Source organism: Bacillus sp. ISL-45, from assembly GCF_018613195.1.
Classification (GTDB): domain Bacteria; phylum Bacillota; class Bacilli; order Bacillales; family Cytobacillaceae; genus Mesobacillus.
Map to the genome: position 1 here is coordinate 323,215 of NZ_JAGGQQ010000005.1, position 15,250 is coordinate 338,464.

At 41.8% G+C, this 15,250-nt stretch carries 15 protein-coding genes and 1 tRNA gene; 11 read left to right on the plus strand and 5 right to left on the minus strand.

The features are described 5' to 3' along the window. Window positions 1-273 precede the first annotated feature (273 nt). The 6 genes from J7E35_RS07060 (at window position 274) to J7E35_RS07085 (ending at window position 7,984) form a co-directional block, all read left to right on the plus strand. Complete coding sequence (locus J7E35_RS07060) at window positions 274-1,734, plus strand: spore germination protein (RefSeq protein ID WP_214778317.1); 1,461 nt, start codon at window positions 274-276, stop codon at window positions 1,732-1,734. A gap of 1,008 nt (window positions 1,735-2,742) precedes the next feature. Then, window positions 2,743-2,949 carry a YqgQ family protein gene (locus tag J7E35_RS07065; RefSeq protein WP_214778319.1) on the plus strand — a complete coding sequence of 69 codons (207 nt, stop codon included), beginning with the start codon at window positions 2,743-2,745 and terminating at the stop codon, window positions 2,947-2,949. Window positions 2,950-2,965: 16 nt separating this feature from the next. After that, window positions 2,966-3,943 carry an ROK family glucokinase gene (locus J7E35_RS07070; protein WP_214778325.1) on the plus strand — a complete coding sequence of 326 codons (978 nt, stop codon included), beginning with the start codon at window positions 2,966-2,968 and terminating at the stop codon, window positions 3,941-3,943. A gap of 272 nt (window positions 3,944-4,215) precedes the next feature. Then, complete coding sequence (locus J7E35_RS07075) at window positions 4,216-6,105, plus strand: LTA synthase family protein (protein WP_214778327.1); 1,890 nt, start codon at window positions 4,216-4,218, stop codon at window positions 6,103-6,105. A 244-nt stretch (window positions 6,106-6,349) separates the two neighbouring features. After that, the gene (locus tag J7E35_RS07080) at window positions 6,350-7,501 is read left to right on the plus strand and encodes a YqgU-like beta propeller domain-containing protein (RefSeq protein WP_214778329.1); all 1,152 of its coding nucleotides are present in this window, start codon (window positions 6,350-6,352) and stop codon (window positions 7,499-7,501) included. A 171-nt stretch (window positions 7,502-7,672) separates the two neighbouring features. Next, window positions 7,673-7,984, plus strand: a complete 312-nt coding sequence (locus J7E35_RS07085) for an MTH1187 family thiamine-binding protein (RefSeq protein WP_214778331.1) — start codon at window positions 7,673-7,675, stop codon at window positions 7,982-7,984. Between the two features lie 49 nt (window positions 7,985-8,033). Here J7E35_RS07085 and J7E35_RS07090 read toward each other — a convergent pair whose 3' ends face one another. Both J7E35_RS07090 and J7E35_RS07095 read right to left on the minus strand, forming a co-directional pair. After that, window positions 8,034-8,207 (minus strand): DUF2759 domain-containing protein, encoded by a 174-nt coding sequence (locus J7E35_RS07090; RefSeq protein WP_192470898.1) that lies wholly within the window; start codon window positions 8,205-8,207, stop codon window positions 8,034-8,036. Window positions 8,208-8,319: 112 nt separating this feature from the next. Next, window positions 8,320-8,799: a hypothetical protein gene (locus tag J7E35_RS07095; RefSeq protein WP_214778333.1), complete on the minus strand. Its 480-nt coding sequence runs from the start codon at window positions 8,797-8,799 to the stop codon at window positions 8,320-8,322. Between the two features lie 187 nt (window positions 8,800-8,986). On the opposite strand from J7E35_RS07095, the gene J7E35_RS07100 reads away from it, so the two are divergent. Then, a complete protein-coding gene (locus tag J7E35_RS07100) occupies window positions 8,987-9,622 on the plus strand; it encodes an MBL fold metallo-hydrolase (protein WP_214778335.1) in 636 nt (211 codons plus the stop codon). Between the two features lie 171 nt (window positions 9,623-9,793). Beyond that, window positions 9,794-10,885, plus strand: a complete 1,092-nt coding sequence (locus J7E35_RS07105) for a class I SAM-dependent methyltransferase (RefSeq protein WP_214778337.1) — start codon at window positions 9,794-9,796, stop codon at window positions 10,883-10,885. 351 nt (window positions 10,886-11,236) lie between these two features. On the opposite strand, the gene J7E35_RS07110 is transcribed toward J7E35_RS07105, so the two are convergent. Further along, window positions 11,237-11,482, minus strand: a complete 246-nt coding sequence (locus J7E35_RS07110; protein ID WP_023627332.1) for a DUF2626 domain-containing protein — start codon at window positions 11,480-11,482, stop codon at window positions 11,237-11,239. Between the two features lie 79 nt (window positions 11,483-11,561). Beyond that, complete coding sequence (locus J7E35_RS07115; protein ID WP_214778339.1) at window positions 11,562-12,263, minus strand: helix-turn-helix transcriptional regulator; 702 nt, start codon at window positions 12,261-12,263, stop codon at window positions 11,562-11,564. 193 nt (window positions 12,264-12,456) lie between these two features. On the opposite strand from J7E35_RS07115, the gene J7E35_RS07120 reads away from it, so the two are divergent. Further along, window positions 12,457-12,810 (plus strand): Spx/MgsR family RNA polymerase-binding regulatory protein, encoded by a 354-nt coding sequence (locus J7E35_RS07120; RefSeq protein WP_214778341.1) that lies wholly within the window; start codon window positions 12,457-12,459, stop codon window positions 12,808-12,810. A gap of 114 nt (window positions 12,811-12,924) precedes the next feature. Here the strand turns inward: J7E35_RS07120 and J7E35_RS07125 are convergent. Continuing rightward, window positions 12,925-12,996: transfer RNA gene (locus J7E35_RS07125), tRNA-Gln, on the minus strand. A 134-nt stretch (window positions 12,997-13,130) separates the two neighbouring features. On the opposite strand from J7E35_RS07125, the gene comGA reads away from it, so the two are divergent. Together comGA and comGB are read left to right on the plus strand one after the other, a co-directional pair. After that, window positions 13,131-14,207, plus strand: a complete 1,077-nt coding sequence (gene comGA, locus J7E35_RS07130) for a competence type IV pilus ATPase ComGA (protein WP_214778343.1) — start codon at window positions 13,131-13,133, stop codon at window positions 14,205-14,207. Then, window positions 14,194-15,225: a competence type IV pilus assembly protein ComGB gene (comGB, locus tag J7E35_RS07135; protein WP_214778345.1), complete on the plus strand. Its 1,032-nt coding sequence runs from the start codon at window positions 14,194-14,196 to the stop codon at window positions 15,223-15,225. The genes comGA and comGB overlap by 14 nt, the downstream gene beginning before the upstream one ends. Window positions 15,226-15,250 lie beyond the last annotated feature (25 nt).

Below are 15,250 nucleotides of genomic sequence, written 5' to 3' on the forward strand. Positions count from 1 at the left end.
AGCTCACCCTTTTCAATATTGTCAGGAGTCGGTATAACCACTATATGATACTTGTCCTGAACACATGCAATTAAGTATGATTTTCTCTTTATTTGTCTAAGATGGTGAAAGAAGTGGACAGGAAAATACTGGGCAGCTTTTATTTGACTGACTGCTCACGCAATAATTGCTAAGTTCTCTTTTCAATTCGTTCCTGATCAAGCTCTGCGATAAGCTCTTTGGATATAACAACAAAGTTTATAAAAGAGCCATAATGAAAGGTGTTTGGTTAATATGGCAGAAAAAGTAACGCATCCCGTACATGAGAACCTAAAAGAAAATATTAAGTTTTTAAGAGAAGAACTCGGAATTGGCAAAAGTTTTGATGTCATCCAGCTGGACGTCGAGTACGCTGGCAGAGAAATGGCATTGTTTCTAGTTGATGGATTTGTAAAAGATGATATCCTGCTCTATATCATGCAATTACTGGCGAAGCTTGAGCCAGGAGCATTGGACGTGGAAACCCTCAAGAAGCTGGTCAAGACGTACATACCTTATGTAGAGGTAGAAACGACTGACGATCTTGATAAGGTAGCGGATATGGTGTTGGCCGGCCCAACGGCACTAGCGGTAGATGGAGTCGCGGAAATCATCCTGATCGATGCAAGAACCTATCCTGTCCGAGGACCGCAGGAACCAGATACAGAAAGGGTAGTAAGAGGTTCGAGAGACGGGTTCGTGGAGACATTGGTCTTCAATACTGCGCTTACAAGAAGGAGAATCCGTGACCGCACTTTAAGAATGGAGTATCAGCAGGTAGGCAGGAGGTCGCAAACCGATATAGTGGTCTGTTACATAGAAGATATTGCTGATCCCGAAATGGTCAAGAAAGTAAAGGACTCCATCAGTAAGATTGATACGGACGGATTGCCGATGGGGGAGAAAACAATCGAGGAGTTTATCTCGGGACAGCATTGGAATCCATTTCCCACAGTGAGGTATACAGAGCGGCCAGATACTGCGGCAACCCATTTGTATGAAGGGCATGTCTGCATCATTGTTGATGGATCACCCAGTGTCCTGATTACTCCGACAACCTTTTGGCATCATTTGCAGCATGCCGAGGAGTACCGAAATAAACCGCTTGTCGGTGCATATCTGAGAATGGTACGGTTTATGGCTGTTTGGGCATCTTTGTTTTTGCTTCCTTTATGGTATCTGTTCGCAGTCAAACCCGATTTGCTGCCTGAAAAGATGGCCTTTATTGGCCCGAATGATCCTGGTCAAATTCCTTTGTTTTTACAGTTTTTCCTAATTGAAATTGGAATCGATATACTCAGGATGGCCGCGATTCATACACCGACCTCCCTGGCAACGGCGCTTGGCCTTGTCGCTGCCTTGATGATTGGGCAAGTGGCGGTCGAAGTTGGCCTTCTTACAAATGAAGTCATCCTTTACCTTGCAATCGCGGCAATTGGAACCTTCGCAACTCCAAGTTATGAAATGAGCCTGGCAAACAGGCTTGTAAGGATATTCCTGCTTATATTGACTGCAGCATTCCAACTATACGGATTCCTGATTGGGATCGTGCTGTTCATCATCTTGCTCGCAAGAATGAAATCCTTCGGTGTACCTTACTTGTGGCCGTTCATTCCTTTCAACCCGAGGGCGTTCCGCGACGTCCTCGTCCGGTCACCCATTCCACTAAAGAATAGAAGGCCGCGGATATTGAAACCGCAGGATCCAGATCGGTAAGATAGAAGAGCAGCACTTGTACATTTCAATAGAGTTTGTATACAATCTGAACACCTGACAGCATTGTCAGGTGTTTTATTTATCGAAAAAAAGAGCTATATTTGGAGGGAATCGTACCCTTATGAAGGTGCAGCGCATTTGATAAGGGTACAATTAAGCGAGAAACGTACCCTTATGAAGGGCAAACGCAGTCTATAAGGGTACAATTAAGCGAGAAACGTACCCTTATGAAGGGCAAACGCAGTCTATAAGGGTACAATTAAGCGAGAAACGTACCCTTATGAAGGGCAAACGCAGTCTATAAGGGTACAATTAGGCGAGAATCGTACCCTTATGAAGGGCAAACGCAGTCTATAAAGGTATAATTAGGCGAGAAACGTACCCTTATGAAGGGCAAACGCAGTCTATAAGGGTACAATTAAGCGAGAATCGTACCCTTATGAAGGGCAAACGCAGTCTATAAAGGTATAATTAGGCGAGAAACGTACCCTTATGAAGGGCAAACGCAGTCTATAAGGGTACAATTATGTGGGAATCGTACCCTTATGAAGGTGCAGCGCATTCGATAAGGGTACAATTAAGCGAGAATCGTACCCTTATGAAGGGCAAACGCAGTCATAAGGGTACAATTAGGTGGGAATCGTACCCTTATGAAGGGCAAACGCAGTCTATAAAGGTATAATTAAGCGAGAAACGTACCCTTATGAAGGGCAAACGCAGTCTATTAGGGTACAATTAGGCAAGAATCGTATCCTTATGAAGGGCAATTACAGTCTATAAGGGTACAATTAAGCGAGAATCGTACCCTTATGAAGGGTAATCCAAACACATAAGGTACATTCGGTGCTAATCATATTAAGCATGATTTCGAAAATCTTAACAAACGCATAAAACGCTTTCGTATTTGTCATAAAATCTTCTCCAGCATACTTGAGGAGGCATTGAGTATCCTTTATACTTAAGTAATGGAAACATGCTCTAATTTTCACAAACATTGAGGGGATTACATTGAAAACGATTTATGACATCCAGCAGTTCCTGAAAAAATTCGGGACAATTATTTACATAGGTGACAGAGTGGCGGATTTAGAACTCATGACCGCCGAACTGAAAGAACTTTATAATTCCCAATTGATTGAGACAAAAGACTACCAGACTGCGATTTTGCTTTTACGCCAGGAAATCCGGATGGAAACAGAAAAAAAACGCAAATGAGAAAAGGTGACAGAAAATGGCTGAGAAATGGCTTGTAGGTGTAGATTTAGGAGGTACAACAACCAAACTTGCTGTCATAAGCATGTACGGTGAAATTATGCATAAATGGGAGATCCCAACAGATGTCTCAGACGGAGGGAAGAATATTACCGTTAATATTGCTAAGGCGATTGATGCGAAACTCGAGGAATTAGGTCATTCAAAGAGTGAAATCATCGGAATCGGCATGGGTGCTCCTGGTCCAGTGGATCTTGCGACTGGTGTGATTTTTGAAGCAGTGAACCTTGGATGGAAAGAACCTTATCCTTTGAAAGACTTGCTTGAAGTCGAAACCTCGCTTCCGGCCGTAATCGATAACGATGCTAACTGTGCGGCACTGGGGGAAATGTGGAAAGGTGCAGGAAATGGCGCCAAGGATCTTGTATGTGTCACCCTGGGGACAGGGGTAGGCGGCGGTGTGATCACGAATGGTGATATCGTTCACGGGGTAAGCGGTGCGGCTGGTGAAATAGGCCATATCACTTCATTGGCTGAAGGTGGAGCGCCGTGTAACTGCGGTAAAACAGGGTGCCTTGAAACAATTGCATCCGCAACTGGAATTGTCAGGATTGCCACTGAAGCCTTGAACAAAGAAGCTTCAAATGGAGAACTGGCAGCAGTTTATAAGGAGACAGGCTATGTTACAGCTAAAGATGTTTTCGATTCTGCCAAAAGAAACGATTCATTGGCGCTGAAGGTCATTGACTCAGTGGCTTTGCATTTAGGTATTGCACTTGCAAATATCGCCAATACCCTGAATCCGGAAAAAATCGTGCTAGGGGGCGGAGTTTCAAAAGCTGGTGATATCCTTCTCAATCCAATAAAAGAACAATTTTTGCGCAACTCTTTTCCTCGAGTAGCACAATCAACTGAAATCAGTATCGCCACATTGGGAAATGATGCAGGTGTGATTGGCGCAGCATGGCTGGTCAAGAACAAAATTGGGCAAGAATAACTGGTAACAGGGAGTTTTCTGTGAGAATACTCCCTGTTTTTTTATGTGTATAAAGTTTCAATTTTCGGAATTTGGACATTCCTGAAACTTTTATAGGTTTATTTCGTCTAAAATAGTGGAAAATCACAGTAATTGGTCTATGGTTTTTTACTTTGATTTTGTTTGCTTTTTAGAAAAAAAAGTATTAAGATTATCTTTGATTCTTGAGCAAGTGGAAAAAATAACCTAAAAATTCCCATATCTGTTATTTTTGACAGGGAGGTAACAAGCAAATGAAGAAAAATACCTGGACTAAAGCATCTATTGTTGCGATTGCGACAATCCTGCTTTGGCTAAAGACTTATATTGCCTATAAAACTAGCTTTGATATAAAAATTGAAAACTGGAGACAGGAAATCATTCTGCTCATGAATCCCTTAAGCTTCTTGATGGTCATCCTGGGAATCAGCATGTTCATGAAGGAAAAGGCCCAGAAACGCTACATTTTGATAACAAGTTTCATAGTTTCCGCAGTCTTGTTCGCTAATGTAGTATTTTACCGTTTCTTCAATGACTTCCTGACGATTCCTGTGCTTTTCCAGACGAGTAATATGAGTGATTTGGGCAGCAGTGTCACCGAATTAATCAATATAAGTGACTTGTTTTATTTTGCTGATTTGCTCGTGTTGGCCATTTTATTAAAAATCAAGCCAAATATAATAGTATTCCGCGAGTACTCCAAAGTGGACCGCAGAGCTTTCTTCCTTGTGGCGATCGCGATTGCATTCTTTAATCTTGGAATGGCTGAAACTGAGCGTCCGCAGCTGTTAACGAGAACTTTCGACAGAGAAATGCTGGTAAAAAATATCGGAACATACAATTACCACTTATATGATGCTTTCCTTCAATCGAAGTCATCCGCACAGAGAGCAATGGCTGATGGCAGTGAGCTCGCTGACATCGACAACTATGTTCGTGCAAATTATTTACCCCCGGACGATGAGATGTTTGGTGCTGCAAAAGGGAAAAATGTGATACTTATCTCCATGGAATCCACACAGGATTTTGTCATAGACCAGACTGTAAATGGAGAAGAAATTACACCTTTCCTGAACGATTTCATAAAAGAAAGTTATTACTTCAACAATTTCTATCATCAGACCGGTCAGGGAAAGACTTCAGATTCTGAATTCCTGGTTGAGAATTCACTGTATCCATTAAGCAGAGGTGCAGTATTCTTTACGCACTCCGGAAATGAATATACAGCAACACCAGAAATTTTGAATGAAAACGGATATTTCACTGCTTCTCTGCATGCGAATAACAAGAGCTTCTGGAACCGTGATATCATGTACCAATCACTGGGATACGAGCGCTTCTATTCGCTGCCTGATTATGAAGTGGAAGAAGAAAATTCAGTAGGCTGGGGCATGAAAGATATTGAGTTCTTCCAACAATCCGTTGACCACTTGAAGGCTATGCCGAAGCCATTCTATTCTAAGTTCATTACATTGACGAACCATTTCCCATTCGAACTGAATGAGGAAGACCGCCTTATCGAACCATATACGTCAAATGATAAGACAGTCAATAATTATTTCCCAACTGTTCGTTATCAGGATGAGGCTCTTAAGCTGTTTATACAAGATTTGAAAGATGAGGGACTTTACGAAGACTCCATCATCATTTTATATGGTGACCATTATGGGATCTCGGAGAATCATAATAAGGCGATGGGTGAATATCTAGGCAAGGAAATTACGCCTTTTGAAAGCACTCAGCTGCAGCAAGTGCCGCTGATCGTCCACATTCCTGGCCATGAGGGCAAGACAATGACTACGGTTGGCGGACAGATTGACCTAAAGCCGACCATCCTTCACCTGCTGGGAATCGACACTAAAAATAACATCGATTTTGGGTCCGATCTATTCTCGAAGAATCGACGTGATTTCGCTGTTTTGCGAGATGGCAGCTTCATCACAAAGGATTATGTATTCACAAGAGAAACTTGCTACGATAAGACAACTGGCGAGCCGACTGACAAAGCAGCTTGTGAGCCTTTCTTTGAACAAGCAAAGAACGAGCTTGAGTTCTCCGATAAAATCATTTATGGAGACTTGCTGAGATTTTATGACGAGCAAGATGCAAACAAAGAAAATGGTTCCCCTAAATCCAATAAGTGAAATTCTGTAAAACCTGCACCTTAATATTATGGGTGCAGGATTTTTATTATGGAAGTTATAAAATAAGAGTAGTAATTTGCCTGAATCAATGAGATATTACATAGTGCATAATAGCTGGTTTTTGGCTTTTAAAAAAAGAGGGTAATGTATAATGATTGTTTTTGCTGATTTTTCATAATTCATTGAAACATTTACAGGTTTCTAACGTACAGATATATACATGGTTAAAAATGGGGGTGTAGAGGTGAAGAGCAATAAGGTAAGTACATATCATACACCTTATGTTATTTGGGTGATGATGATCATCATCACTTCTGCATCAATATTTTCTGGCTGCTCTCAGCAACTTGAAGGTTCATTGCATGAAAGAGCTGGTCATAGTTTGAAAAGGATGAAGGAACTCCCTGCTCCTTCGTTTTTGGGAGTGGATGTGATTCCGATTCGTATTGGCGAGCAGGAGGAATTCTATAAATCAGCAGGCTGGCTTAGTGATTCTGAAATCCTCTATATTACAAATAAAGGAGAAAGTACTTCCTTATTATATTCCTACAATCTTGGATCTGGAAAGGCAACATTGCTATATACAAGTGCGCAGCCAATCATTAACGCGGTACCAAGTCCAGAAAGAACCAAGGTGCTGATCCATAGCGGTGCATCAGAAGAAGGACTCCTGACTATTATTGATTTGTCAGGTGAAGAGATGTATTCTACCAGCATTCAATCATATGATATAACTTTTGAGTGGAACCCATTCGATGAAAATTTATTAATGATCTCTTCTTTTACGGCAGATTGGGATTTCAGCAGTTATTTGCTTGATTTAAGGAACAATAAGCTCAAAGACGTCGAACTTCCCGAGCCCTTTGTCAGATGGATATCCGAGGATGTTCTTGTCTATCAGGAATGGGAAGAAGAAGGGATGTCTCTTACGGCACCATTAAATTCGTTATCTCTTAAGGAAAATAAGATTGTAACCTTGCATGAAGATGTATACCAGTTCGATTCCTTTGGGCCGTATTTAATGACTGTCAAAGTGAATGATGCGGAAGAGGGATTGTATACATTCATCAGGGATGGAGGCAAACCGGTCGCAGAATTTACAGCGCCGCTGTTAACCTCTTTTTCTGGATGGGTCGTTCCTTTTTATGATTTAATGGGAAATGGGAAGGATTTTATCTATTTGAGAGCAGACAGTCAGGGAGATGCTGACCTTTATGAGGGTGGATTTAACTTGATGCGTTATCATATAGATACCAAAAAAGAGGAAGTTGTGTTTAACGAGTTGGCCAATGAACCACTTTCCTGCTCACCTTCCGGGGAGATGTGCCTTTATGGTTTCCAGCTCGAAAAAGTCTTGAATATCAAGACAAACGAGATTTTTAACCTCGTTTACTAATGGCTGTTTTTGTTTTTGCTATGTAGCACATGCTCCAGTTGTCGCTTTATTAAAGGTACCGGGTTTCTTTTCAAGGAACTTTTTAATAATAATTGCCTTTGTAGCGGGTTGAGCTAGCAATGAAGCTAACGAAATGAGCCTTACTAATTGATTTTGCAAGGAGAGATTTTAATGGCAATCGTCGATGTAACAGTTATACCAATCGGAACTCAGACGCCAAGCGTGAGTTCTTATGTAGCAGATATCCAAAAAATTCTTAAGCAGTATGAGGAACGGGGCGAAATCCAATATCAACTTACGCCAATGAACACTTTGATTGAAGGAGAACTGCCCGTTTTGTTTGAGGTGATCCAGGCAATCCACGAAGCACCTTTCAATGCCGGGATCCAGAGAGTAGCCACAAATATCCGGATTGACGACAGGCGTGATGTGAAAAGAAGGATGCAGGATAAGGTAGACAGGGTAAATGAATTATTGAAATAGAAGTGAATGAAAAAGACCACCCATGGGTGGTCTTTTTCCGTGTCTCAAATTAGTGCGCTGTAGGGAATCCAGAGTTAAGGACCGTCATGACTGTGAACCAGCCAATAACTAAGAAAGTTCCTCCACCAAAGACGATTCCAAGAATGTTTTTGTTTTTAAGCGCCGAGAAAGTTGCATAACCGGCAAGCAGTGTGACTAAAGCGAAGATAATTGCCAATCCCATGATAAAGCCCCCTTCATAATTAGGCAGACATTAAGCCTGTTTGTTGAATTAGTTGATTGAAATTTAGGCGGCAGCCTGTTATGTAATGACAAGCATACACTCGTTTTATATTTTATATTTTTTTACACCATTTGTCGAGGTCTAAAAACTCAACTTTCACCTTATATGCCTTTACTATACCCATCACAAGGTCAGTATAATGGTCTATCGTAAAATAAATCCCTTCTGCGGACGTATAAACAAGATGTTCTTCCAACTGAATAAGAGCCATTTCAATCTGGGTGTTACCGCCTGCTGTAAACCTGAAGGCTGACAGATCATTAGAGTACAAATAAGTATCAGGTCCTGCAGAGAATCCATAATCGTAAAAATCGGCACCAGCTGTTCCTTTCACTTTTATCAGTTGATGTGTTTCTTCAAGGAGGTCGGCTTCTGACAGTAATTCTGAAGCTGCATCTGCCATTTTTTGCTGCCCGTAAATATAAATATGTCCATGGACAAGATGCGGAGGGACGGCTGATTGAAGAAATTGTTCAAATTCAGTCAGTTCGGAAAGTATTGAGTTGGCCTCAATTCCAATGAAAATTTGCACTTTACAACCTCCTCCGTTTTTTATTGAAGAACACATATATGTTCAGAATCCCGTAATTCGACTTAAGCCCTTGCCTTAAGTTCACCAAGGCTCATAAGCTTTTCATTCGCAAATCCTGAAAACTTGCCTGACAATAGTGTAAAATAAATATATGAATAATACCACTAGAAGCTGGAGGCTATTTTTGATGAAATGGAAACAGATTCCCCTAGGTCCTTTACAAACAAATTGCTATATTGTATATGATGAAAAACAATCTTGCCTGATTGTCGATCCAGGTGACAATCCGAAAAAGCTGGCAACAGTGATTGAACAGCTTGAGCTAAAACCGGAAGCAATTGTGCTGACACACGCTCATTTCGATCATATTGGCGCGGTGGATAGAATTAGGGATAAATACGGAATCAAGGTATATATCCATGAAAAAGAAAAGGATTGGCTGTCGGACCCTGCCTTGAATGGTTCCAGGCATTTCATGCTAAATGAACCGATCAAAGCGCGTCCTGCTGACCACTTGATAAAAGATGAAGGTGTCATGTCAATTGGCAGCTTTAAATTCGAAGTGTTTGAAACCCCTGGACATTCTCCAGGAAGTATATCGATTTATTTTCCAGACGCGGAATTTGTACTGGCAGGAGATGCATTGTTTAATGGAAGCATCGGAAGGACGGATTTGCCAGGTGGCAACCATAATCAATTAATCAGAAGCATACATGATAAGCTCCTTGTATTGCCGGAACAAACAGAGGTGCTTCCCGGACACGGACCAACAACCTCCATTGGTTCAGAAATGGATTCCAATCCTTTTTTAAATGGATTTTAAAAAGGGAGCAGAATGATTAAGGAAACTAGGAAAGCCCTTCTCAAAGAGAAGGGCTTTCCTGGGGGATGTTCTATTCATATCATGGGAGGGGATATAGTTAAGCTACTACTAAAACAATATAATATTGAAAACACTATGTCAATAGTGAAAACTTTTTTTCAAGGAGTTATTATGAAAGGAATAATCAAAGAGTATATTGAAGCCTCCCCGGAAAAAATGATTTCTTATGCTGAGTATATGGAGCTTGCCCTTTATCATCCGGAGGAAGGATATTACATAAAAGAACGCCAGAAAATAGGCAAAAAGGGAGACTTTTATACATCGAGCAATGTAGCTGATGTATTTGGCAAGCTGATCGGGAAATGGTTTGCGAAAAACTCCGGAACCCTAGGCTTGCCACCGTCTGTTTGTGAAATAGGAGCTGGGAATGGGCGCTTTGCCCGGTCATTTATACAAGGCTGGAATGAACTGAGTCATGAACGGCTTAGCTATTGGATTGTTGAAGCGAGTCCATATCATCGAAAACTTCAAGCAGCGGAATTGGACGGCTTGGAAAATGTGAACGTCCTTCATGCTGATGCATATGAGGGAACAGGCATGGAACAAGGGCTGATTTTCTCTAATGAATTATTTGATGCTTTTCCTGTTCATGTCGTCGAAAAAAGCGAGAGTGTTATAAAAGAAGTTTTTGTTGGCCATGATAATGGTGAATTAAAAGAGATCATGATTCCGGTGATGGATCATCGAATTACCGCTTTTTTAAACGACCAGGGAATTGAACTGGCTGAAGGGCAAAGGATGGAGGTACCGCTTACGTATGAACCATTCCTGAAATCGATCGCAGAGCAATTCTCGAAGGGGATCATGATGACTGTAGATTACGGTTATACGAAGGAAGAGTGGATGCACCCATCGCGCAGGCGCGGCAGCTTGAGGGGATATTACCAGCACCAGATGTTTCATGATGTTTTGCAGCATCCGGGAGAGATGGATCTGACAAGTCATGTGCATTTTGATGCGCTTAAATCCACTGGTGAAAAATACGGCCTGAGCTTCGTGCGAAAGATGAGACAGGATGAGTTCCTGATGGCTGCAGGGATATTGGATGAGCTCGCGGAACACCACGATCCCAATCCTTTTTCTGAAGCCAGCAAGCGCAATCGTGCAATTCGGAGCCTGATTCTCCCAGGCGGGATCAGCCAGTCGTTTGATGTCATTCTCCAGGCAAAGGGTATGGGCAGCCTGGATGAAAAACTATTTTAGTATTTGCGAAAGCAAATAAAAAAAGCGATGGATAACCATCGCTTTTTTTACTGCATAAGAAAGTATAAATTTTTCCACTTAGATTAGTGTCTAGCTCCAGCGCCTAGCCCCTCGAGACGTTTGTCTAGCTGCGGCTCCTAACTCCTCGAGTCGCTTCGGTCCTGCCAATGAAGTCAAAGAACGACTTCACTGTCAGGCCCTCCAGCGCTTGTCGGAGTTGGGCAGTCGCCACCGCTTTTCGTTTTCGGTCCGCCCGATGAAGTCAAAGAGCGACTTCCCCGGTCGGCCCTCCAACGCTTGTCGGGGCTGACCAAGGCGCTTGCGCTTTTCTTACTTGAGCGTAACAATTGATCAATGTCCAGTTCCGCCTAATGGCATCATAAATGTTGACCAGTAAGTAAATCCAGCAAAGAAAATCGTTAAGTATGCGCCGAAGACGTAAATGTACATACGCTCAGACAGTTTCAAGTAACTTAATAGCAAGAAAAATCCAGTTTGACCAAAGAAAATCAAGGACGTCGTATACATGTCACCCAAGAAAAACATGACAGCAAAGATTCCCGTCCAGAATCCTAAAACTCTGTACATACGATCCAAAGATATCCCTCCTTTACCCTACAAGTCCATCACTATCATATTATAAAGTAAAGTGGAGTGAAAAGTAAACAAGGATTGATTATTGTGCAATAACAGCCTGATATGAACAAGAGCCACAGCCTGTGAACATATTCTCTTTTTCGATCAGCTCGATTTCACCAAAGAGGGATTCGAACATTCCGCGCAAGAATTCATAGTGCATATTGCAGACTGTTTCGGTATGCTCCATTGCTACTTCCTTAAAAGGACAATTGAAGATCTGGAAGTAAATCCTGGTCTTTTCGCTGTTAGGTTCGAATTCTGGATAAAAACCAGCAAGAGTCGCAGCATTCTTGATTGAATTCAATTTATGTTCAAACGTCATTTCAGCTGACATTTGTGGATGGCGGGATAATTCTTGATCCATCAGTTCTTCACCAAAGCGTTTTCCTGTCATGTACAATGCTTTTTTTCCAGCTTCTCCAAGCGACATCATTGTCGTCATTGCGATTTTTGACAATAGCTGATAATCACGGAATGGGAAGTGCAGCTGGATCACTTCATCTGAAAGGCGGTACAGTCTGCTTGGACGGCCGCCCTTGCCGGTTTTTTTTGTCTCGGATATCAGCATGTTCACATCTTCGAGTTTTGATAAATGCAGCCTTGCTACATTTGGATGGATATCAAAATTATCGGAGATTTCCTGTACAGTAACATCCTTATGCCTTTTTGTGATGTATTGATAAATATAATAACGCGTTGGGTCAGACAAAACACTTGTAATTTTTAATGTTTGCTCCACCTTAGTTCACCTCAGCCCACTAATTTGCCTTCATTATAATACAGGGGAAAATAAGGTTTACACTGTTTACACTATATGTTTAGAAAATGTTCACAACTAAATGGCGAAATGATGACAAAAAAGTATACAAATGTTATACAAAAGTTATACAATATGTATAGAAGATAATTATGTTCGCCAGGAGGTAACTTAAATGGAAGAGCTGACGTTTTATTCTTATCCTAGCTGTACATCATGCCGTAAAACAAAAAAGTGGCTGGTCTCTAACAGCGTGAAATTCAATGAACGTCATATGTTCAAAGATACTCCATCGAAAAAAGAATTAATGCAGATTTTATCATTGACGACTGAAGGCTTGGATGAACTGCTTGCCACAAGAGGAGAAACCTATAAAAATCTGGGAATGGATATGGAAGACCTGCCACTTTCAGAGGTAATCAAACTTGTCATTGAGGAACCGAAGCTGCTTAGACGGCCGATTTTAACAGATGGGAAAAAGCTAATTGTCGGTTTTAACCCTGATGCCTTGAAAAAAATAGCGAGGTAACAAGAAAAGCGCAAGCGCCTTGGTCAGCTTGACAAGCGCTCGAGCTGGATTAATAAAACCATTTCCACAAAACCATAAAAAACGGAAGCGAGGGCTTCCGTTTTTTTAGGTTAGCTGGGCTAGCTGGATTCGAACCAACGCATGACGGAGTCAAAGTCCGTTGCCTTACCGCTTGGCTATAGCCCACTGATATAACTTGTTAACGCTACGGTAGTTATTATAAATAGAATTGTCACTTTTTATACATATTTAAGTTCGATTTTTTGCAGGAAGAGAAGAGGGTTTGGCGAATTCCTTTTCTATAACTAAAAAGGTGGTGCATGATTATTGTCAAATCAATTGAACAGCTAGCGGAAAATGTCTTGAAAGATGCTTTACGAAGCGGCGCGTCGGATATTCATATCATTCCTCGCGAGAAAGACACACTGATTAAATTCAGGCTAGGCAATCAGCTACTCCCCCGTTATACGCTTGAACAGGCTGATTGTGAGCGGCTCATTTCCCACTTTAAATTCACAGCTTCGATGGATATTGGTGAAAAAAGACGGCCTCAAAGCGGTGCTTTTACCTATCGATACCAAGAAATGAAGATTGGCTTAAGGATCTCCACGCTTCCAGCCTACCAGAGCGAAAGCATGGTCATTCGACTCCTTCCCGAACAAAATCAATCTCCTTCTTTCCAAATTTCATTATTTCCATCCACATCAAAAAAACTGATTTCCCTTTTAAAGCACGCACATGGTTTGATCATTTTTACTGGACCGACGGGCAGCGGCAAGACGACTACCCTTTATTCCATGCTTTCTGAAACCTCGGATTTAGTCAATCGCAGTGTCATTACCCTTGAAGATCCGATTGAAAAACCGAGCGACACAGTACTGCAGGTTCAGGTCAATGAACGCGCTGGAATTTCATACTCCGCTGGCTTGAAAGCCATTTTACGGCATGATCCGGATATTATCATGGTTGGGGAAATTCGGGATAAAGAAACTGCTGAAACGGCGATAAGAGCATCGCTGACAGGACATCTCGTCCTGACGACGATGCATACAAGGGATGCAAGAGGAGCGATTTACAGGCTGATTGAATTCGGGATCAATTGGCTTGAGATTGAACAGACATTGATTGCAGTAACGGCTCAAAGGCTCGTTGAACTTACGTGTCCATATTGTGAAGGGACGTGCTCGCCATTTTGCTATTCATCAGGCAGCGGCAAAAGAGGAAATATCTTCGAAATCCTTACGGGGAAGGATTTATCTGCCGTACTGAAGGAAGCAAAGGGGGAACAGCAAAACTATCGATACAAGACTCTCAAAGATGCAATCCGGAAAGGAATCGCACTGGGGTACATCAAGGAGTCAGAGTACCAGAGGTGGGTTCTCAATGATGGACAGTAAGTGGCCAGTCGCCGAACAGGCCAGGTTTCTCAAAAGGACGGGAGAATTGCTGTCGCGCGGTTATTCTCTCTCAGAAGCAATTGAATCGATGACTTTTTATTTGGAGAAGAACAGAAAAGCGGAGATTAAAAGAAGCCTAGGAAAGCTGCGTGAAGGATTTCCCCTATATCTGATTCTTGAAGAATTGAATTTTAAAAGGGACTTAGTCAGCTATGTTTATTTTGCCGAGCAGCATGGCGGGCTGGCCCGCACCCTGACTGAGGGCAGCGACATGGTCATAAAGCGGGACGCGGACTACCAGAGATTAAGAAGGCTTGCTGGATATCCAGTATTACTCTTGATGCTTACATTCATTTTATTATTTTTCGTCAACAAGATTTTGCTTCCGAAATTCAACTCTCTATTTTTAGACATGAATCTGGCTCCGAATATATTCATGCAAACCATCGGGGCGGCAGCCTCTATTCTTCCATACTTGCTATATGGCCTTCTTGGTACCATTACACTTCTCGTTTTATACTACTTCATCAGCTTTAAGAACATCCATCCTCTAAAACAAATAATGATGCTTGTGAAGCTTCCGGTTGCCGGCAAATTTGTCAGGCTTCTTTACTCACACTATTTCTCAGTACAGTTAAGTTATTTGTTTTCTGGCGGCCTTTCAGTTCTAGCTGCATTGAAGGTGTTTGAGCAAAACATGCATGAACCTTTTTCAAGGGAATTGGGGAAGGATATGATTTCAAAGTTGGCTGCTGGCCAGGATTTTGACAAGGCAGCTGGAGAGTATTTGTTTTTTGAAGCAGAGCTGCCGAAGATCATCAGGCATGGGCAGAAGAACGGCAAGCTGGATCAGGAACTTTATTTTTACAGCAGGCATTGCCTGAAAGAACTCGAAGAAAAAACAGAAAGTGCAATGAAAGCAGTGCAGCCGATTTTGTACAGCTTTATTGGCCTCCTTGTCGTTTCATTGTACCTAGCCATATTATTGCCTATGTTTCAAATGATGAAAGGAATTTAGCATTTTTAAATGCGGAAAATTAAAG

Coding starts and splice junctions, on each gene's coding strand:
- J7E35_RS07060 (WP_214778317.1), top strand. CDS start 274: ATGGCAGAAAAAGTAACGCATCCCGTACATGAGAACCTAAAAGAAAAT.
- J7E35_RS07070 (WP_214778325.1), top strand. CDS start 2,966: ATGGCTGAGAAATGGCTTGTAGGTGTAGATTTAGGAGGTACAACAACC.
- J7E35_RS07075 (WP_214778327.1), top strand. CDS start 4,216: ATGAAGAAAAATACCTGGACTAAAGCATCTATTGTTGCGATTGCGACA.
- J7E35_RS07085 (WP_214778331.1), top strand. CDS start 7,673: ATGGCAATCGTCGATGTAACAGTTATACCAATCGGAACTCAGACGCCA.
- J7E35_RS07090 (WP_192470898.1), bottom strand. CDS start 8,207: ATGGGATTGGCAATTATCTTCGCTTTAGTCACACTGCTTGCCGGTTAT.
- J7E35_RS07100 (WP_214778335.1), top strand. CDS start 8,987: ATGAAATGGAAACAGATTCCCCTAGGTCCTTTACAAACAAATTGCTAT.
- J7E35_RS07105 (WP_214778337.1), top strand. CDS start 9,794: ATGAAAGGAATAATCAAAGAGTATATTGAAGCCTCCCCGGAAAAAATG.
- J7E35_RS07120 (WP_214778341.1), top strand. CDS start 12,457: ATGGAAGAGCTGACGTTTTATTCTTATCCTAGCTGTACATCATGCCGT.
- comGA (WP_214778343.1), top strand. CDS start 13,131: ATGATTATTGTCAAATCAATTGAACAGCTAGCGGAAAATGTCTTGAAA.
- comGB (WP_214778345.1), top strand. CDS start 14,194: ATGATGGACAGTAAGTGGCCAGTCGCCGAACAGGCCAGGTTTCTCAAA.